The sequence below is a fragment of the Micromonospora sp. NPDC005686 genome (genome assembly GCF_042871665.1).
Taxonomy (GTDB): domain Bacteria; phylum Actinomycetota; class Actinomycetes; order Mycobacteriales; family Micromonosporaceae; genus Micromonospora.
In genome coordinates, this window is the sequence record NZ_JBIAIY010000002.1 from 548,501 (window position 1) to 567,298 (window position 18,798).

At 69.6% G+C, this 18,798-nt stretch carries 15 protein-coding genes and 3 tRNA genes; all 18 read left to right on the top strand.

Annotated features, from left to right (window positions below; all coding sequences use genetic code 11):
* Positions 1-507 precede the first annotated feature (507 nt).
* Positions 508-699, top strand: coding sequence for a hypothetical protein (locus ACFYON_RS06455; RefSeq protein ID WP_354870341.1), 192 nt, complete (start codon positions 508-510; stop codon positions 697-699).
* A 102-nt stretch (positions 700-801) separates the two neighbouring features.
* Positions 802-3,330: a bifunctional diguanylate cyclase/phosphodiesterase gene (locus ACFYON_RS06460; RefSeq protein WP_354870343.1), complete on the top strand. Its 2,529-nt coding sequence runs from the start codon at positions 802-804 to the stop codon at positions 3,328-3,330.
* Positions 3,331-3,427: 97 nt separating this feature from the next.
* A tRNA-Thr gene (locus tag ACFYON_RS06465) sits at positions 3,428-3,500 on the top strand.
* Between the two features lie 24 nt (positions 3,501-3,524).
* Positions 3,525-3,597 (top strand) — tRNA-Met (locus tag ACFYON_RS06470).
* A 132-nt stretch (positions 3,598-3,729) separates the two neighbouring features.
* Positions 3,730-3,897, top strand: a complete 168-nt coding sequence (rpmG, locus tag ACFYON_RS06475) for a 50S ribosomal protein L33 (RefSeq protein ID WP_091242082.1) — start codon at positions 3,730-3,732, stop codon at positions 3,895-3,897.
* A 120-nt stretch (positions 3,898-4,017) separates the two neighbouring features.
* On the top strand, positions 4,018-4,464 hold the full coding sequence (locus ACFYON_RS06480) for a MaoC family dehydratase N-terminal domain-containing protein (protein ID WP_354870345.1): 447 nt from the start codon (positions 4,018-4,020) through the stop codon (positions 4,462-4,464).
* Positions 4,465-4,468: 4 nt separating this feature from the next.
* Positions 4,469-4,861: a MaoC family dehydratase gene (locus tag ACFYON_RS06485; RefSeq protein ID WP_354870348.1), complete on the top strand. Its 393-nt coding sequence runs from the start codon at positions 4,469-4,471 to the stop codon at positions 4,859-4,861.
* Positions 4,862-4,988: 127 nt separating this feature from the next.
* Positions 4,989-5,061 (top strand) — tRNA-Trp (locus tag ACFYON_RS06490).
* A 214-nt stretch (positions 5,062-5,275) separates the two neighbouring features.
* Complete coding sequence (secE, locus tag ACFYON_RS06495; RefSeq protein WP_354870350.1) at positions 5,276-5,683, top strand: preprotein translocase subunit SecE; 408 nt, start codon at positions 5,276-5,278, stop codon at positions 5,681-5,683.
* A 35-nt stretch (positions 5,684-5,718) separates the two neighbouring features.
* The gene (gene nusG / locus ACFYON_RS06500; protein ID WP_354870352.1) at positions 5,719-6,441 is read left to right on the top strand and encodes a transcription termination/antitermination protein NusG; all 723 of its coding nucleotides are present in this window, start codon (positions 5,719-5,721) and stop codon (positions 6,439-6,441) included.
* 188 nt (positions 6,442-6,629) lie between these two features.
* Entirely contained in the window at positions 6,630-7,061 is a 432-nt protein-coding gene (gene rplK / locus ACFYON_RS06505; protein WP_091065740.1) for a 50S ribosomal protein L11, read from the top strand.
* An 88-nt stretch (positions 7,062-7,149) separates the two neighbouring features.
* On the top strand, positions 7,150-7,866 hold the full coding sequence (gene rplA, locus ACFYON_RS06510; protein ID WP_354870354.1) for a 50S ribosomal protein L1: 717 nt from the start codon (positions 7,150-7,152) through the stop codon (positions 7,864-7,866).
* Positions 7,867-7,948: 82 nt separating this feature from the next.
* Entirely contained in the window at positions 7,949-8,770 is an 822-nt protein-coding gene (locus ACFYON_RS06515) for an ATP-binding cassette domain-containing protein (protein ID WP_354870357.1), read from the top strand.
* Positions 8,767-9,456: a hypothetical protein gene (locus ACFYON_RS06520; RefSeq protein ID WP_354870359.1), complete on the top strand. Its 690-nt coding sequence runs from the start codon at positions 8,767-8,769 to the stop codon at positions 9,454-9,456. Before ACFYON_RS06515 ends, ACFYON_RS06520 begins: the two co-directional genes overlap by 4 nt.
* A 316-nt stretch (positions 9,457-9,772) precedes the next feature.
* Positions 9,773-10,321 carry a 50S ribosomal protein L10 gene (gene rplJ, locus ACFYON_RS06525; RefSeq protein WP_354870361.1) on the top strand — a complete coding sequence of 183 codons (549 nt, stop codon included), beginning with the start codon at positions 9,773-9,775 and terminating at the stop codon, positions 10,319-10,321.
* 53 nt (positions 10,322-10,374) lie between these two features.
* Positions 10,375-10,764, top strand: a complete 390-nt coding sequence (gene rplL / locus ACFYON_RS06530; RefSeq protein WP_354870363.1) for a 50S ribosomal protein L7/L12 — start codon at positions 10,375-10,377, stop codon at positions 10,762-10,764.
* A 575-nt stretch (positions 10,765-11,339) separates the two neighbouring features.
* Entirely contained in the window at positions 11,340-14,771 is a 3,432-nt protein-coding gene (locus tag ACFYON_RS06535; protein ID WP_354870365.1) for a DNA-directed RNA polymerase subunit beta, read from the top strand.
* Between the two features lie 80 nt (positions 14,772-14,851).
* Positions 14,852-18,739, top strand: a complete 3,888-nt coding sequence (locus ACFYON_RS06540) for a DNA-directed RNA polymerase subunit beta' (RefSeq protein WP_354870368.1) — start codon at positions 14,852-14,854, stop codon at positions 18,737-18,739.
* Positions 18,740-18,798 lie beyond the last annotated feature (59 nt).

Genomic DNA, 18,798 nt, shown 5'->3' on the forward strand with positions numbered 1-18,798 from the left:
GTGAGTGGGGGTCCTGCTCCAGCCCGCTCGATGTCGCCGGCCGTGTCACCGAGAACATCGGTGCCGGAAGCCGCCGGGCGGGTCACGTCAGCGGCGGGGGCCGGTAGACCGGCTCGGCTGCGACCAGCTTGGACGGCGCCTGTCGGCATGCGAGGAGATCGGTGTCATGGCCGAGCCGGAGGGCCGCTGACTGATGATTGACATGGTTCGCCCGACATGAAACCTTGCCTCAGGTATCGATGATGGTAGAGGCTGTCCGGGGAGCGGGAGGCCGAGGCGCGTGAGCCGTCACTGTGGCTGCGCGTGAGCGGTGGAGGGCCCTGATGAGGGAATCAGACGATACGGTGCGCTTTACGCTGGAAGTCGCTGTGCGCGCCTTTCGGGGTGGCGGCCAGGCTGATCGTGACCTCATCCTGGGCCGGAGGGTCGAGGCACGCCTGACGAACGGATGATTCCTCTGTTCGAGGCGTCACGGAGACACGCGCACCGCTTTTGCGGGTGCGCGCCGTGTGGCACGATCGTGGAACCTCCACCCTCTCTGAAATTCTCTCGACAGGAGCAATCATGTCTGGTCGAAGGCTGGGCCGGCTGCTTGGCTCACTTCTTGTGCTCGCCGCTCTCATGGGCGGCGGTGTCGGTGGCGTCGATTTCGACGGCATCAACGGGGGCCTCCAGACCCTGGACATCATCTGGCAGTGACCGGCTTCTCCGGTCTGCCGTCAGGCACGACTTCCACGCATCAGTCGGGCGACTGTCGGGGTCGATGACGGGGGCGGCACGCCGCCAATCCGAAGGAGCGGCATGATCCGTCGCGATCAGTCACGACGCAGGTCCTCCGAGGACGCCTGGATCATCACGGCGCCGATGGCGCTCGTCGCGGTGGCGTGCGCCACGATGACCGGCCTGCTCGCCGACGATCCCTTCGGTCGCTGGCCGCAGGCCGGGCTCTTTCTCATCCTCATGATCGGCGCCGGGCTGCCGCTGCTGAGCCTGGTGGTCCGCCGCCAGACGCTCGGCGTCACCCTCACCGAGCTTCCGCTGGTCCTTGCCCTCTACTTCCTGCCGCCGCTCACGGTGGTGGTCATCTACACGCTGACGGCTCTCATCACGCACATCCGGCACCGGTTGTCGTCGCCGAAGGTCTGGTTCAACGTCGCGCGGGCCGCCGCCGGCACCTCGCTCGGGGTGCTGGTCCTCCAGGCGTTGCCGCCCATTCAGGGGGTCGGGCCACGCACCTGGGTGAGCATCGCCGCGGCGATCAGCATGGTGCTGTTGGTGAGCATCGTCAGCGTGGTCGCGGTCCACACCCTCCTGCACGGCTGGCAGACCGGGCGGGGCGCGCTGCGCAGCGCCAAGGCGGGTCTGCTGACGGCGGCGATCAACGTGTCCGTCGGCTTGATCGTGCTGATCCTGGTCCGCAGCAACTGGTGGTCGCTGCTGCTGCTGTCCGCGCTCGGCGCGGGGCTGGTCCTGGTCTACCGGTCGTACGCCCAGTTCTTCCGGCAGCACCGCACCCTGAGTGACCTCTACGAGCTGACCCGCGCGGTGGTGGAGAGCGGGCAGAGCGGAACGCTCGCCGACGCACTGCTCGGCCGGGTGCGGTCCCTCATGCAGGCCGAGTACGCCACACTCTGGCTCCCGGCCCAGGGCCGGCACCCGGAGACGCTGCTGACCGCACGGGTCGACGACCCCGGCCTGCTGGACGAGGCGCGTACGCCGCAGGCGTTGCGGGAGAAGGTGCGGTCGGCCCGGCGTACGGTGGCTGTCGGGCACGGCGTGACGACGGACGACGAGTTCCGCGCGGACCTCGCGGAGCGGCGGATCAAGGACGCGGTGGCCGTGCCGCTGCGGTCCGGGCCGGTGGTGATCGGCACGCTGGAGGTGGCCAACCGCCTCGGCGACGGCAACCACTTCACACCGGCCGACATCGCGGTCTTCGAGACGGTGGCCGCACACGCCGCGGTGGCCCTGGAGAACACCCGCCTGGTCGACCGGCTGCGGCACGACGCCGAGCACGACCTGCTCACCAAGTTGCCCAACCGCCGGCGGATGACGGCGGCGGTGGCGGAGGCGGTCCGGATCGCGGCGCCCGGCGAGGTGGTGGCGCTGCTGCTCTTCGACGTCGACCGGCTCCGCCAGGTGAACGAGTCGCTGGGCCACGCCGCGGGAGACAAGGTGCTGGTCGAGGTGGCCGAGCGGCTGCGCGCCTGCGCGCCTTCCTCGGCGCTCGTCGGCCGGGCCGGCGGGGACGAGTTCCTGGTGACGCTCCGGCTGGAGAGCACCGAGGCGGCCCTGGAACTGGCGGCCCAGCTCCGGGAGCAGACCCGCGACGAGATGGTCTTCGACGCGCTCACCCTGGACGTGGACACCGTCGTCGGCGTGGCCGTCCACCCCGACCACGGCAGTGACGCGGTGGCGCTGCTGCAACGCGTCGACCTGGCCGCCACGGCGGCCAAGTCGGTGCCGGGCAGCGTGCAGCTCTACAGCCCCGCGCTGGAGTCCCGGTCGCTGCGCCGGCTCGGCCTCGCCGGCGACCTGCAACGGGCGCTGGACGGGGGCGAGCTGGAGGTCTACTTCCAGCCCAAGGTCACGCTGCGGGACCGCCGCCTGGTGGGTGTGGAGTGCCTGGCCCGCTGGGAGCACCCGGCGCACGGCTCGGTGGCGCCGGACGACTTCGTGGCGGTGGCCGAGCACACCGGCCAGCTCGGCCGGCTCACCGAGTTCGTGCTCCGGGAGAGCCTGCGGCGCAGCCGCGACTGGAGCCACGGCGACCAGCCGCTGTCCGTCGCGGTCAACCTCGCCGGGCGTACGCTCACCGACCAGCACTTCCCGGCGCTGGTACGCGACCTGCTGACCGAGTACGGCGTACCGCCGCAGCGGCTGACGCTTGAGGTCACCGAGGCGGGCGTCCTGGACGGCACCGAACGTCCCATCCCCATCCTGCGCAGCCTGCGTGACCTCGGTGTCCGCCTCTCCGTGGACGACTTCGGCACCGGTAACTCGTCGCTGGCGCAACTGCGCCGGCTGCCGGTGCACGAGGTGAAGGTGGACCGGTCGTTCGTGCAGGGCATGGCGACCGATCCGGGCGACCTGGCGATCGTCAACGCGGTGGTGACGCTCTCCCAGCAGTTCGGCCTGGCCGTGGTGGCCGAGGGTGTGGAGAGCGAGCTGACGCTGGAGCTGCTCCAGGACATCGGCTGCGAGATCGGCCAGGGCTTCCTGTTCAGCCGCCCTCTGCCGTACGAGCGGCTGGAGGCCTGGTTCGGCGCCCAGGTCGACCCGGAGATGGTGGTCGCGGGGGAGCTGCCGCGCCTGCGAGTGGTGCCCTGACCAGGGCGGACACTCACCTGGGGGATCCGATTTCACCTGCGCGACGCGGTCGTGTACTGTTTCCCCTGCGCGACACCCCCCGGGGGTGATCGGGCAGGCCCCCTTAGCTCAGTCGGCAGAGCGTCTCCATGGTAAGGAGAAGGTCTACGGTTCGATTCCGTAAGGGGGCTCAGAGGGTCCGGCTGGACCCACACGGCGGTGTAGCTCAGATGGTAGAGCAAGCGGCTCATAATCGCTGTGTCGCCGGTTCAAGTCCGGCCACCGCTACTCTCGTCCTCCGGGCTTCAGCCCGGTGGCCGGTGGGATGGGCGCCACAGGCGCCCACTTTGCATGTCCGCGTCGTCAGTGCGTAGGCTGACACGCCGTAGTTGTTATCCGTGAGCAGGAAGGCACTCCGCCGTGGCGAAGGCGACCGATGTCCGGCCGAAGATCACTTTGGCGTGTGTGGAGTGCAAGGAGCGCAACTACATCACGCGCAAGAACCGTCGTAACGACCCGGACCGCATCGAGCTGAAGAAGTTCTGTCCCCGGGACGGCAAGCACACCGCCCACCGCGAGACCCGCTGACCGCGGCCGGCGCAGCCGGCACCGCAGCAGCTTCTCGAACGCCGATCCACCTGACGGGTGGCCTCCGGGCTGCCCGACCGGGCGGATCGGCGTTCGTGTTTTCCGTGTAGGTTCGGCGGCATGTCCCTGGACCCGTCCTTCGTCGGCCGGACGTACCCGCCGACCGCCCCCTACCAGGTGGGCCGAGAAAAGATCCGCGAGTTCGCCGCCGCCGTCGGCGCGACCGAGCCGGCCCATCACGACCCGGAGGCGGCCCGCGCGCTCGGCCACCCCGACGTGGTGGCGCCGCCGACGTTCCCGGTGGTCGTCACCATGGCGGCCAGCCGGCAGATCGTCGAGGACCCGGCGCTCGGCGTCGACTACAGCCGCGTGGTGCACGGCGACCAGCGCTTCGCGTACACCCGGCCGGTGGTGGCCGGGGACGAGCTGGTGTGCGTGAGCACCATCGAGGAGGTCACCAGCCGGGGCGGGCACGGCTTCCTGACCACCCGCACGGATGTGAGCACTGTGGAGGGCGAACCGGTGGTCGCTGTCTGGTCCAAGATCGTCGTACGCGGGGAGGCCTGAGGACATGGAGCTGCCCACCCAGACGTACCGGGTGACCCGCGCGGATCTGGTCCGCTACGCGGGCGCCTCGGGCGACTTCAACCCGATCCACTGGAACGACCGCACCGCCACCGGCGTCGGGCTGCCGGGCGTCATCGCCCACGGCATGTTCACCATGGCCCTGGTCGGCCGGGCGGTGGCCGGCTGGGCCGGCGCGCCGGACGCGGTGGTCGACTTCGGCGTCCGGTTCACCCGCCCGGTGGTCGTCCCGGACACCGACGAGGGCACCGAGATCGAAGTGTCCGCGGCGGTCAAGGAGGTCACCGAAGAGGGCCTGACCAGGCTCGACATCACCGCCACCTGCCAGGGTGACAAGGTGTTGTCGCAGGCCCGGGCACTGGTCCGCGCGATGCGCTGACGGTCCGCCCGACGCGTGAGGGGCAGACCGGTTGGGAAAGTCGCACGACTACCCGTACACTGGTCCGCCGTGGGGCAAGTGACCCCCGCTCGGCACAGCGTGCCCGGGTGGAGGTGAGTTGCCGCACAGGGGTGTAGCTCAATTGGCAGAGCAGCGGTCTCCAAAACCGCAGGCTGCAGGTTCAAGTCCTGTCACCCCTGCGCCTCAGGCCTGACCGTTCCGTGGGTCGCGCCGCCCTCACCGGCGGCGCTCGGCCCGTGGTGGTGGCATCGGTGGGGTGGCTCCGAGGCGTTCGGGACCTCCCGGCCGTTCCGCCGGCCGCGGCCCGTCGCGGGACGGTTGGTCCGGCCGGCGTGACCAACACGCTGCGCACGCCGCCCGGCGTGCGACCCCATATCCCGCACGGAGGGCGAAGTGGCCAAGAGCAAGCGCCGCGGCGAGGACGACGGCGACGAGCGTCTGAACGAGGACGCGACCGTCGACGGCGTGGCCGACGACGACGTGGCCGACGACGACGCCACCGACGCGGACGAGCCGGTATCCCGGGGTGGCACCGCGACCCGTAAGCGGGCGCAGGCCGAGCCGGCCGAGGGCCGGAAGACCCGCAAGGACACCGAGCGGATCGGGCTGTTCGCCCGCATCGCGCGGTTCTTCCGCGAGGTCGTGGCAGAGCTGCGTAAGGTCATCTGGCCGACCCGCAAGGAGCTGCTGACCTACACGGCCGTGGTGGTCACGTTCGTCGCGGTGATGCTGGCGATCGTGGCCGGCCTGGACTACGGCTTCGCCAAGGCGGTGCTGTGGGTCTTCGGCGAGCCAAGCTGACCTGCGGACAGCGATACTGACGGAAGTGAGCGAGCGTGCCTGAGTACGACGAGACCGCCGGAACCCCGGACGAGCAGTCCACGGTGGCGACGGCGGCCAACAACGAGTCGGTCGAGGCCGCCAGCGAGCCGGAGTTCCCGACCACCGAGCCGGCCCCGGACGAGGACTTCGACCCGGTCGCCGAGCTGCGCCAGAAGCTGCGCTACGCGCCCGGCGACTGGTACGTGGTGCACTCGTACGCCGGCTACGAGAACAAGGTCAAGACCAACCTCGAGACCCGGATCACCTCCCTCGACATGGAGGACTTCATCTACCAGGTCGAGGTGCCGACCCGGGAAGAGATCGAGGTCAAGAACGGCAAGCGGTCGCAGGTCCAGGCGAAGGTCTTCCCGGGCTACATCCTGGTCCGGATGGAGCTGACCGCCGAGTCCTACTCCTGCGTCCGGAACACCCCGGGGGTCACCGGCTTCGTCGGCGCGACCGACCGGGCCGACCGGCCGGCGCCGCTGAGCCTCGACGAGGTGCTCAAGTGGCTGGCGCCGGCGATCGAGACCGAGCAGAAGAAGGCCAAGCCCGAGGTCAAGGTCCTCGACTTCGAGGTCGGCGACTCGGTCACCGTCACCGACGGCGCGTTCGCGTCGCTGCCGGCGACGATCAGCGAGATCAACGCCGATCAGCAGAAGCTCAAGGTGCTGGTGTCGATCTTCGGCCGGGAGACGCCGGTCGAGCTGAACTTCAACCAGGTCGCCAAGATCTGACGTACGTCGGCACCGGCGGCCCGCCCTCCCGAGGGTGGCCGCCGGTGCGCCGTTTCGCCGCCGGCCGACCTCGGCGCGGAGGGCGGGCCGCGGCTGCGCTACCCTAGAACGTCGGCTTGTCCGCACCGTGCTGACCGTGCGCGCCCGCGGACCGGCGAGAATCCCAGTTCCAAGCCCCAGGAAGAGACATGCCTCCGAAGAAGAAGCTCGTCAAGACGTTCACGCTTCAGCTCCCGGCGGGCCAGGCCACCCCGGCGCCGCCGGTCGGCCCCGCGCTCGGCCAGCACGGCGTGAACATCATGGAGTTCTGCAAGTCCTACAACGCGCAGACCGAGTCCCAGCGGGGCGACGTCGTCCCCGCCGAGATCAGCGTCTACGAGGACCGCACGTTCACCTTCGTGCTGAAGACCCCGCCCGCCGCCCGGCTGCTGATCAAGGCTGCCGGTGTGCAGAAGGGCTCGGGCGTCCCGCACAAGGAGAAGGTCGGCTCGGTCACCCGCGCCCAGCTGCGCGAGATCGCCGAGAAGAAGATGGCGGACCTCAACGCCAACGACATCGACCAGGCCGAGAAGATCATCGCCGGCACCGCCCGGTCGATGGGCCTGACCGTCGCCGACTGATCTCGCTCCACCGCTCCACCCGATCTTTCTGTTCGTGGGAGGGCCGCGAATGCCGCGTGCCCGCCAGAGACCACAGGAGTCACCAGAAATGCAGCGCAGCAAGAGCTACCGCAAGGCCGCCGATGTCATCGACCGGTCGAAGCTCTACACCCCGGTCGAGGCCGTCAAGCTGGCCAAGGACACCACCAACACCAAGTTCGACGCCACGGTCGAGGTCGCGATGCGCCTCGGCGTCGACCCCCGCAAGGCGGACCAGATGGTCCGCGGCACGGTCAACCTGCCGCACGGCACCGGTAAGACCGCCCGCGTGATCGTCTTCGCCGCCGGCGCGAAGGCCGAGGAGGCCGTCGCCGCGGGTGCGGACGAGGTGGGCACCGACGAGCTGGTCGCCCGTATCCAGGGTGGTTGGCTGGACTTCGACGCGGCGATCGCCACGCCCGACCAGATGGCCAAGATCGGCCGGATCGCGCGGATCCTGGGCCCGCGCGGTCTGATGCCGAACCCGAAGACCGGCACCGTGACCATGGACGTCACCAAGGCCGTCTCGGACATCAAGGGCGGCAAGATCACCTTCCGGGTGGACAAGCACTCCAACCTGCACCTGATCATCGGCAAGGCCTCCTTCTCCGAGAACCAGCTGGTGGACAACTACGCCGCGGTGCTGGACGAGGTGCTGCGGGCCAAGCCGTCCGCGGCCAAGGGCACGTACCTCAGGAAGGTCACCCTCACGACCACCATGGGCCCGGGCGTCCCGGTCGACCCGAAGGTCGTGAAGAACTTCCAGGAGGCCTCGGCCGAGGGCTGAGCACGCGAACTCCCGAACGGGGCCCCGCCACCACGCTGTGGCGGGGCCCCGTTCGTCCGTCCGGTGTGGCACTGTCGGCCGCATGAGGTTCGATGGCGTCTGGCTCCGCTACCACCGGCGGGGTCCGTGGGTGCTGTGGCAGGTCGACGTCGCGATCGGCCCGGGTGAGGCGGCGGTGGTGCTGGGCCGCAACGGCGCCGGCAAGTCCACGTTCCTCCAGCTCGCCGCCGGGGTGCTGCGCCCGGGCCGGGGCCGGGTCACCGACCGGCCGGCGGTGGTCGGCTGGGTGCCGGAGCGCTTCCCCGCCGACCAGCCGTTCACCGTCGGGGCCTACCTGTCCGGGATGGGCCGCGTCGCCGGCCTGCCCGGCCCCGCCGCCGACCGGGCGGTGCGCCACTGGGTCGAGCGGCTGGGCCTGACCCGCTTCCACGACGTGCGCCTGCCGCGGCTCTCCAAGGGCACCGCGCAGAAGGTCGGCCTGGCGCAGGCGCTGCTGCGCCCGCCCGGCCTGCTGGTGCTCGACGAGCCGTGGGAGGGGCTGGACGCCACCGCCCGCGAGTCGGTCCCCGAGATCATCGGCGAGGTGCTGGCCGGCGGCGGCACGGTGCTGGTCAGCGATCACCGCGGCGAGACGGTCCGGCTGCCCGGCGCCCGGCACCTGTCGGTCGCCGACGGCACGGTGGCCGAGGAGGCTTCGTCGGGCGGCGCGGCCGTCGCCGTGGTCGAGCTGGCGGTGCCGGCCGCCGGGCTGGCCGCCGCCGTCGCCCGCCTGCGCGCCGACGGCCACCAGATCCTTCGGGTACGCGAACACGCCGTCCCGCCTCCGGCCACGCCCCCGGTGCCCGCCTCCGCCGGCCCGCCGGGCACCGGCCGTCCGGCCCCGGCGCCGGAGGTGGACCGGTGATCGCGCTGGCCCGGCTGCGGCTGACCGGCTTCGTGCGTACCGGACGGGCGCTGGCGCCGGTGCTGGCCGGCCTGCTCGTCCTCGCCGTCCTCTACGGCGGCGGCCGGTCCAAGCCGGCGGAGGCGTACGGCGTCTCCGCAGTCGTGCTGTTCCCGGTGCTGGCGTGGCAGACCAAGATCCTGCTGGACGTGGAACCCGACGTGCAGCGCCGGTTGGCCCGGGTGGTGGCCGGGCCGACCCGGGAACGGGCCGCCGGGCTGCTCGCGTCGCTGGTGGCGGGGCTCGTGGTGGTGTTCGTCGCGCTGGTGCTGCCGTGGCCGCTCGGTGGCGTGACCGCGGCAGTCGAGCCGGGGGAGCGGCCGGTGCTCGTCGGGGTGGCACTCGGGCTCTGGGCGCACCTGCTCGCGCTGCCGGCGGCGGTGGCGCTCGGCGCGCTCGCCAGCCGGGCCGTGACCCGCAGCGCCGGCTACGGGGTGGCCGTGCTGGTCACCGGCGCGGTCGGGGTAGTGGTGCTGGGGCTCTCCGGCTCGGTCGCGCCGTGGCTGGTCCCGCCGGTCATGGCGACCGCGCGGGCGGTCACCGGGCCGGTAGCGGCCGGCGAGGGCCTGCTGCTCACCGGTTGGGCGGTGATCTGGGCGGCGGTGGCGCTGACCGGCTACGCCTGGGCGCGGCGCACCCGCGCCTGAGCCGGGGTGACCGGGAGCACGCCGGGCGATTTGGTGCTGCGGCGCACGTCGCGTAATCTGATGCGGTAGTTCCACCCAAAGACCGCTGGTCACCGTGCTCCGGCACGGTCGAAGGTCCCGCGACGACGGGCGACCCGCGCAGGGCGGTAAGCGAAAATCGGTGTCACGCACGGTCCGCCGACTGTGCCAGTGCTGCCAGCCCTCGCCCCGCGCGCCCTGCGCCGGGGCTTTTTCGTTGTCGTGATGCCTCCGCCGCCGTCGTCGAGCCCCGGCTCGCCGTCGGCGTACCAGCTCCGAGCAACGAGAGAGGAGGGACATGGCGGACAAGCCGATCCGGGCCGACAAGGCCACGGCCGTCGCCGAGCTGACCGAGAGCTTCCGTAACGCGGGAGCGACCGTGCTGACCGAGTACCGCGGGCTCACGGTCTCGCAGCTCACCCAGTTGCGGCGCTCGCTCGGCAAGGAGACCAGCTACACGGTCGCGAAGAACACGCTGGCGAAGCGTGCCGCGGCCGATGCGGGCATCTCCGGCCTCGACGAGCTGTTCTCCGGTCCTACCGCGCTGACTTTCGTTTCGGGCGACGTCGTCGAGGCGGCGAAGGGGCTTCGCGACTTCGCGAAGGCCAACCCGAAGCTCGTCATCAAGGGCGGTGTCTTCGAGGGCAGGGCCATTTCCGCGGCCGAGGTCACGAAGCTCGCCGACCTGGAGTCCCGCGAGGTGCTGCTGGCCAAGCTGGCCGGCGCCATGAAGGGCAACCTGAGCAAGGCCGCGGCCCTGTTCCAGGCTCCGCTCTCCAAGGCCGCCCGCGCGGCGGCCGCCCTGGCGGACAAGAAGCGCGAGCAGGAGGGCGCCGAGGCGGCCTGAGGCCCTCCCGGCGCACCACGTCTTAGTTTTCATTGCGAGAAAGGACGCCAGACATGGCGAAGCTCAGCACCGACGAGCTGCTCGACGCGTTCAAGGAGATGACGCTGATCGAGCTCTCCGAGTTCGTGAAGCAGTTCGAGGAGACCTTCGAGGTCACCGCCGCCGCTCCGGTGGCCATGGCCGCGGCCGGCCCGGCCGCCGGCGGTGCCGCCGCCCCGGCCGAGGAGGAGAAGGACGAGTTCGACGTCATCCTCGACGCCGACGGTGGCAAGAAGATCCAGGTCATCAAGGTCGTGCGTGAGCTGACCGGCCTGGGCCTCAAGGAGGCCAAGGACCTGGTCGAGGCCGCGCCGAAGGCCATCCTGGAGAAGGTCAACAAGGAGGCCGCCGAGAAGGCCAAGGCCAAGCTCGAGGGCGAGGGCGCCAAGGTCACCATGAAGTGACCTTGCTCCACCTGACGCGCGTCCGGCTCACGTGAGCCGGGGCACACCGCGTCGCGGCGGGCGGTGATCCGGGAGACCGGGTCGCCGCCCGTCGTGTTGGTGCCACCGGTCGGCGGGCGGCGTGAGCAGGACGTACAGCTTCCTCCCATGGGCCGGTCAGCGACGTCTGTCGGTAGCCCGTCGGTGGGAAAGACACCCCGAGCGGCAACCGGCCCTTGACGCGGCACCGGCCAGGCAGGCACGCTGAACATCAGCAAGACCTTCCGCGCTTGCAACGGCCGCCTCTCGGGTAAGGGCAACGGCAGCACCACCGCCGCGGCACCCGAGCGGACCGGCAGGAGCGTCGCGTTCCGAGCGGCCCGGTCGACCCGGTTTTCCGAGGTCCCAGGGCTTGTTCCGCGACGACCTGCGGGTTGGGCTGGACAGCGGTTAGCCTCTCGGCTACACTGCTAGTTTGCGCTGCCTTCCGACTTGACCCCTGCTCGGAAATGTCCGATTGCGGATATTTCTGGTGGGGTCATTGGAGTGCACGCGTACCAGCCGTTCTGCAGCACCGGTCCTCGGAAGGACGCATCTTGGCAGCTTCCCGCCCTGCGAAGACCAGTCGTACGTCGAGCGCTTTCGCGCCCCGCCGAGTTTCTTTCGGTCGGATCACCGAACACCTCGAGGTCCCCAACCTCCTCGCCATTCAGAACGAGTCCTTCGACTGGCTCGTCGGCAACGAGGCTTGGCAGGGCCGGTCGGCGGACGACCCGCACGCACGCTCGGGTCTCGCGGAGATCCTCGAAGAGATCAGTCCCATTGAGGACTTCTCCGGCACCATGTCGCTCTCCTTCTCGGCTCCGCGCTTCGACGAGGTCAAGGCCTCGATCGAGGAGTGCAAGGAGAAGGACCTGACCTACTGCGCGCCGCTGTTCGTGACCGCGGAGTTCACCAACAACACCACTGGCGAGATCAAGAGCCAGACGGTGTTCATGGGTGACTTCCCGATGATGACGCCGAAGGGCACCTTCATCATCAACGGCACCGAGCGCGTCGTGGTCAGTCAGCTCGTCCGCTCGCCGGGCGTGTACTTCGACAAGCAGCCGGACAAGACCTCCGACCGCGACCTCTCCAGCGTCAAGGTCATCCCGAGTCGGGGTGCCTGGCTGGAGTTCGACATCGACAAGCGCGACACGGTCGGCGTTCGCATCGACCGCAAGCGCCGGCAGGCCGTCACCGTCCTGCTCAAGGCCATCGGATGGTCCGCGGAGCGCATCCGCGAGAAGTTCGGCTGGTCCGAGCTGATGATGACCACGCTCGAGAAGGACCACATCGCCGGGCAGGACGAGGCCCTGCTCGACATCTACCGGAAGCTCCGCCCTGGCGAGCCGCCGACCCGTGAGAACGCCCAGACCCTGCTCGACAACCTCTTCTTCAACCCGAAGCGGTACGACGTCGCCAAGGTCGGGCGCTACAAGTTCAACAAGAAGCTCGAAGTGGACGTGCCGATCACCACCGGCACGCTCACCGAGGACGACATCGTCGCCACCGTGGAGTACCTCTGCCGGCTGCACGCCGGTGAGGAGGGCTACGAGGCCGACGACATCGACCACTTCGGCAACCGTCGCCTGCGTACCGTGGGCGAGCTGATCCAGAACCAGGTCCGGGTGGGTCTCTCCCGGATGGAGCGGGTCGTCCGCGAGCGGATGACCACCCAGGACGTCGAGGCGATCACGCCGCAGACCCTGATCAACATCCGCCCGGTGGTGGCGGCGATCAAGGAGTTCTTCGGTACGTCGCAGCTGTCCCAGTTCATGGACCAGACCAACCCGCTGGCGGGCCTGACCCACCGGCGCCGGCTGAGCGCGCTCGGCCCGGGTGGTCTGTCCCGCGAGCGGGCCGGCTTCGAGGTCCGGGACGTGCACCCGTCCCACTACGGCCGGATGTGCCCGATCGAGACGCCGGAAGGCCCGAACATCGGCCTGATCGGCGCGCTGTCCACGTTCGCCCGGGTCAACCCGTTCGGCTTCATCGAGACGCCGTACCGGAAGGTCATCGACGGCCGGGTCACCGACCAGATCGACTACCTGACCGCGGACGAGGAGGACCGGTTCGTCAAGGCGCAGGCAAACGCCCCGCTGAAGTCGGACGGCACCTTCGCCGAGGACCGCGTCCTGGTCCGCCGTAAGGGCGGCGAGACCGAGGACGTCGCGCCGGGCGCCGTGGACTACATGGACGTGTCGCCGCGGCAGATGACCTCGGTCGCCACCGCGATGATCCCGTTCCTGGAGCACGACGACGCGAACCGCGCGCTCATGGGCGCGAACATGCAGCGTCAGGCGGTGCCGCTGGTCAAGGCCGAGGCTCCGCTGGTCGGTACGGGCATGGAGTACCGCGCCGCGGTGGACGCCGGCGACGTGGTCGTCGCCGAGGTCGGCGGTGTGGTCGAGGACCTGTGCGCGGACTACATCACGGTTCACCAGGACGACGGCCACCGCCGTACGTACCTGCTGCACAAGTTCCGCCGCTCCAACGCCGGCTCCTGCGTCAACCAGAAGCCGGTCGTCTTCGAGGGCGACCGCGTCGAGGCCGGCCAGGTCGTCGCCGACGGTCCGTGCACCGACGAGGGCGAGATGGCGCTCGGACGCAACCTGCTGGTGGCGTTCATGTGCTGGGAGGGCCACAACTACGAGGACGCGATCATCCTGTCGCAGCGCCTCGTGCAGCAGGACGTGCTCACCTCGATCCACATCGAGGAGCACGAGGTCGACGCCCGGGACACCAAGCTCGGCCCGGAGGAGATCACCCGCGACATCCCGAACGTCAGCGAGGAGATGCTCGCCGACCTCGACGAGCGCGGCATCATCCGGATCGGCGCCGAGGTCGTCCCCGGCGACATCCTGGTCGGCAAGGTCACGCCGAAGGGCGAGACCGAGCTGACCCCCGAGGAGCGGCTGCTCCGCGCGATCTTCGGTGAGAAGGCGCGCGAGGTCCGTGACACCTCGCTGAAGGTGCCGCACGGCGAGACCGGCACGGTCATCGGTGTGCGTACCTTCTCCCGCGAGGACGGCGACGAGCTGCCCCCGGGCGTGAACGAGCTGGTCCGGGTCTACGTGGCCCAGAAGCGCAAGATCCAGGACGGTGACAAGCTCGCGGGCCGCCACGGCAACAAGGGCGTCATCTCCAAGATCCTCCCGATCGAGGACATGCCGTTCCTGGAGGACGGCACCCCGGTCGACATCGTGCTGAACCCGCTCGGTGTGCCGTCCCGGATGAACATCGGTCAGGTCCTGGAGACCCACCTCGGGTGGGTGGCCAAGACCGGCTGGAGCGTGGACGGCGACGACGCCGAGTGGAAGCGTCAGCTCCGCTCGATCGACGCGCACGAGTCCGAGCCGGACACCAACGTGGCCACGCCGGTCTTCGACGGTGCCCGCGAGGAGGAGATCTCCGGTCTGCTGGCGTCGACCCTGCCCAACCGGGACGGCAACCAGCTCATCGGTGGCAGCGGCAAGGCGCAGCTGTTCGACGGTCGTTCCGGCGAGCCGCTGCCCGACCCGATCGCGGTCGGCTACGTCTACATCCTGAAGCTCAACCACCTGGTCGACGACAAGATCCACGCCCGGTCGACCGGCCCGTACTCGATGATCACGCAGCAGCCGCTGGGTGGTAAGGCGCAGTTCGGTGGCCAGCGTTTCGGTGAGATGGAGTGCTGGGCCATGCAGGCGTACGGCGCCGCCTACGCCCTGCAGGAGCTGCTGACCATCAAGTCCGACGACGTCCTCGGCCGGGTCAAGGTCTACGAGGCGATCGTCAAGGGCGAGAACATCCCCGAGCCGGGCATCCCGGAGTCGTTCAAGGTGCTGCTCAAGGAGCTGCAGTCGCTGTGCCTCAACGTCGAGGTGCTCTCCAGTGACGGTGTGGCCCTGGAGATGCGCGAGACCGACGACGAGGTGTTCCGGGCGGCGGAGGAGCTGGGCATCGACCTGTCCCGGCGCGAGCCGAGCTCGGTCGAAGAGGTCTGAGGTGGTGATCCGGGGCAGGGTCACCCTGCCCCGGATCCCACCCGTTAGCTAGCAGTACAGACGACGACATAGGGGACATAGTGCTCGACGTCAACTTCTTCGACGAGCTGCGCATCGGCCTCGCCACCGCTGACGACATCCGTCAGTGGTCCCACGGCGAGGTCAAGAAGCCCGAGACCATCAACTACCGCACCCTCAAGCCGGAGAAGGACGGGCTCTTCTGCGAGAAGATCTTCGGTCCGCAGCGGGACTGGGAGTGCTACTGCGGTAAGTACAAGCGGGTCCGCTTCAAGGGCATCATCTGCGAGCGCTGCGGCGTCGAGGTGACCCGCTCCAAGGTTCGCCGGGAGCGGATGGGTCACATCGAGCTTGCCGCTCCGGTGACCCACATCTGGTACTTCAAGGGCGTGCCGAGCCGGCTGGGCTACCTGCTGGACCTCGCCCCGAAGGACCTCGAAAAGATCATCTACTTCGCCTCGTACGTCGTGACGAGCGTGGACGCCGAAGCGCGGCACCGCGACCTCTCGACCATCGAGAACGAGATCCTGGCCGAGAAGCGGCAGGCGGAGAACAGCCGCGACTCGGAGATCGAGAAGCGGGCCGCCAAGCTGGAGGCCGACCTGGCCGAGCTGGAGGCCGAGGGCGCGAAGGCGGACGTCCGGCGCAAGGTCAAGGAGGGCGGAGAGCGCGAGATGCGCCAGATCCGCGACCGGGCCCAGCGCGAGATCGACCGCCTCGACGAGGTTCTCGACACCTTCCGCAAGCTGGAGCCGAAGCAGCTGGTCACCGACGAGCTGCTCTACCGCGAGCTGCGCGACCGCTTCGGTGAGTACTTCACCGGCAGCATGGGCGCCGAGGCGATCAAGGCCCTGGTCCAGAACATGGACCTTGGGGCCGAGGCGGAGAACCTGCGCGAGACCATCCGCTCCGGCAAGGGCCAGCGGAAGATCCGCGCGCTCAAGCGGCTCAAGGTCGTCGCGGCGTTCCAGAACACCCGGAACTCGCCGCTCGGCATGGTGCTGGACTGCGTCCCGGTCATCCCGCCGGACCTGCGCCCGATGGTGCAGCTCGACGGTGGCCGCTTCGCGACCTCCGACCTGAACGACCTGTACCGGCGTGTGATCAACCGGAACAACCGCCTCAAGCGGCTGATCGACCTCGGCGCGCCCGAGATCATCGTCAACAACGAGAAGCGGATGCTCCAGGAGGCCGTCGACGCGCTGTTCGACAACGGCCGTCGCGGTCGTCCGGTCACCGGCCCGGGTAACCGGCCGCTGAAGTCGCTGTCCGACATGCTCAAGGGCAAGCAGGGCCGGTTCCGCCAGAACCTGCTGGGCAAGCGCGTCGACTACTCCGGCCGTTCGGTCATCGTGGTCGGCCCGAAGCTCAAGCTGCACCAGTGCGGCCTGCCCAAGCAGATGGCGCTGGAGCTGTTCAAGCCGTTCGTGATGAAGCGGCTGGTGGACCTCAACCACGCGCAGAACATCAAGTCCGCCAAGCGGATGGTCGAGCGGCAGCGGCCGGTCGTGTGGGACGTGCTGGAAGAGGTCATCGGCGAGCACCCGGTGCTGCTGAACCGCGCGCCGACCCTGCACCGTCTGGGCATCCAGGCATTCGAGCCGCAGCTGGTCGAGGGCAAGGCCATCCAGATCCACCCGCTGGTCTGCACCGCGTTCAACGCCGACTTCGACGGTGACCAGATGGCGGTCCACGTGCCGCTGTCCGCCGAGGCCCAGGCCGAGGCGCGAATCCTGATGCTGTCGTCGAACAACATCCTCAAGCCGGCCGACGGCAAGCCGGTCACCATGCCCACCCAGGACATGGTCATCGGTCTCTACCACCTCACCCACCTCACTGCGGGGGGCAAGGGCGAGGGCCGGGCGTTCAGCTCGGACGCCGAGGCGCGGATGGCGTACGACAACGGCGAGCTGCACCTGCAGACGCCGGTCCGGATCCGGCTGCGCGACGTGGTCGGCGTGGACAACGGCGCCGGCGCCGAGCCGTGGACCGCCCCCGAGGGGTGGACCGAGGGCGAGCCGGTGACCGTGGAGACCACGCTGGGCCGGGTCCTGTTCAACGAGACGCTGCCCCCGGGCTACCGCTTCGTGAACTACGAGATCCGCAAGGGCCAGCTCTCCGCGATCGTCAACGACCTCGCCGAGCGGTTCCCGAAGGTGGCCCTGGCGGCCACCCTGGACGGGCTCAAGGAGGCCGGTTTCCACTGGGCCACCTGGTCCGGCGTCACCATCGGCATGGAGGACGTCATCGCTCCGCCGCGCAAGCGGGAGATCCTGGAGCGGTACGAGAAGGAAGCCGACCGGATCGACAAGCAGTACCAGCGTGGTCTGATGACCGCCGAGGAGCGCCGCGGCGAGCTCATCGAGATCTGGACCAAGGCGACCAACGAGGTCGCCAAGGAGATGGACACCGCGCTGCCGCAGGAGAACCCGCTGTGGAAGATGATCCACTCGGGTGCCCGCGGTAACCTGCTCCAGCTCCGGCAGATCGCGGCGATCCGTGGTCTGGTGGCCAACCCGAAGGGCGAGATCATCCCGCGACCCATCAAGGCGTCGTACCGGGAGGGTCTGTCCGTGCTGGAGTACTTCATCTCCACGCACGGCGCCCGTAAGGGTCTCGCGGACACCGCCCTGCGTACCGCCGACTCGGGTTACCTGACCCGGCGTCTGGTGGACGTCTCGCAGGACGTCATCATCCGCGAGGAGGACTGCGGCACCGACCGCGCCATCCCGATGCAGATCGGCGAGCGCGTCGACGGCAAGCTCGTCGTGCACGAGCACGCCGAGACCAGCGTGCACGCCCGGACGCTGGCCGACGACATCAAGGGGCCGGACGGCACCGTGGTGGCGCACCGCGGCCAGGACCTCAACTCGATCCTGGTGGACGCGATCGTCGCCGCCGGGACCGAGACGGTGCGGGTGCGCAGCGTGCTCACCTGCGAGTCGAAGCTGGGCGTCTGCGGTGCGTGCTACGGCCGCTCGCTGCCGACCGGCAAGACCGTGGACGTCGGCGAGGCGGTCGGCATCATCGCCGCCCAGTCGATCGGTGAGCCGGGTACGCAGCTGACGATGCGTACCTTCCACACCGGTGGTGTCGCGGGTGAGGACATCACCCAGGGTCTGCCCCGTGTCCAGGAGATCTTCGAGGCCCGAGTGCCGAAGGGTAAGGCGCCCATCGCCGACACCCCCGGCCGCATCCGGATCGAGGACGGCGAGCGGTCCCGCAAGATCGTGGTCATCCCGGACGACGGCAGCGACGAGATCGTCTACGACAAGATCTCGAAGCGGGTCCGGCTCCGGGCGCACGACGGCGACCACGTCGAGGTCGGCGAGAAGCTCACCGAGGGCACCATCGACCCGCACGAGCTGCTGCGCATCCTCGGCCCGCGCGCGGTCCAGGTCCACCTGACCCAGGAGGTCCAGGAGGTCTACCGCTCGCAGGGTGTGCTCATCCACGACAAGCACATCGAGATCATCATCCGCCAGATGCTCAAGCGGGTGACGGTCATCGACTCCGGCTCGACCGAGTTCCTGCCGGGTGTGCTGGTCGACCGTGCGCTGTTCGAGTCGGAGAACCGCCGGCTCGTCGGCGAGGGTGGCGAGCCCGCCGCCGGTCGTCCGGTGCTGATGGGTATCACCAAGGCCTCGCTGGCCACGGATTCCTGGCTGTCGGCGGCCTCCTTCCAGGAGACCACCCGGGTGCTGACGGACGCGGCGATCCACGCCCGCAGCGACTCGCTGATCGGCCTCAAGGAGAACGTGATCATCGGTAAGCTCATCCCGGCCGGTACGGGCATCAGCAAGTACCGCAACGTCCGGGTCGAGCCGACCGAGGAGGCGAAGGCCAAGGTCTACTCGATGACCGGCTACCCGGAGACCGACTACGGCTTCGGGCCGGCCAGCGGCCAGGCGGTTCCGCTGGACGACTTCGACTTCGGGTCGTACCGCTAAGCAGTAGGCAACGACGAGGCCCCCGGCATCCGCCGGGGGCCTCGTCGCGTCCGGAGTGC

Bases quoted from the DNA above. Each gene is read 5' to 3' on its own strand.
- ACFYON_RS06460 (WP_354870343.1), top strand. From the start codon at position 802: ATGATCCGTCGCGATCAGTCACGACGCAGGTCCTCCGAGGACGCCTGG.
- ACFYON_RS06480 (WP_354870345.1), top strand. From the start codon at position 4,018: ATGTCCCTGGACCCGTCCTTCGTCGGCCGGACGTACCCGCCGACCGCC.
- rplK (WP_091065740.1), top strand. From the start codon at position 6,630: ATGCCTCCGAAGAAGAAGCTCGTCAAGACGTTCACGCTTCAGCTCCCG.
- ACFYON_RS06485 (WP_354870348.1), top strand. From the start codon at position 4,469: ATGGAGCTGCCCACCCAGACGTACCGGGTGACCCGCGCGGATCTGGTC.
- rplL (WP_354870363.1), top strand. From the start codon at position 10,375: ATGGCGAAGCTCAGCACCGACGAGCTGCTCGACGCGTTCAAGGAGATG.
- rplA (WP_354870354.1), top strand. From the start codon at position 7,150: ATGCAGCGCAGCAAGAGCTACCGCAAGGCCGCCGATGTCATCGACCGG.
- ACFYON_RS06515 (WP_354870357.1), top strand. From the start codon at position 7,949: ATGAGGTTCGATGGCGTCTGGCTCCGCTACCACCGGCGGGGTCCGTGG.
- rplJ (WP_354870361.1), top strand. From the start codon at position 9,773: ATGGCGGACAAGCCGATCCGGGCCGACAAGGCCACGGCCGTCGCCGAG.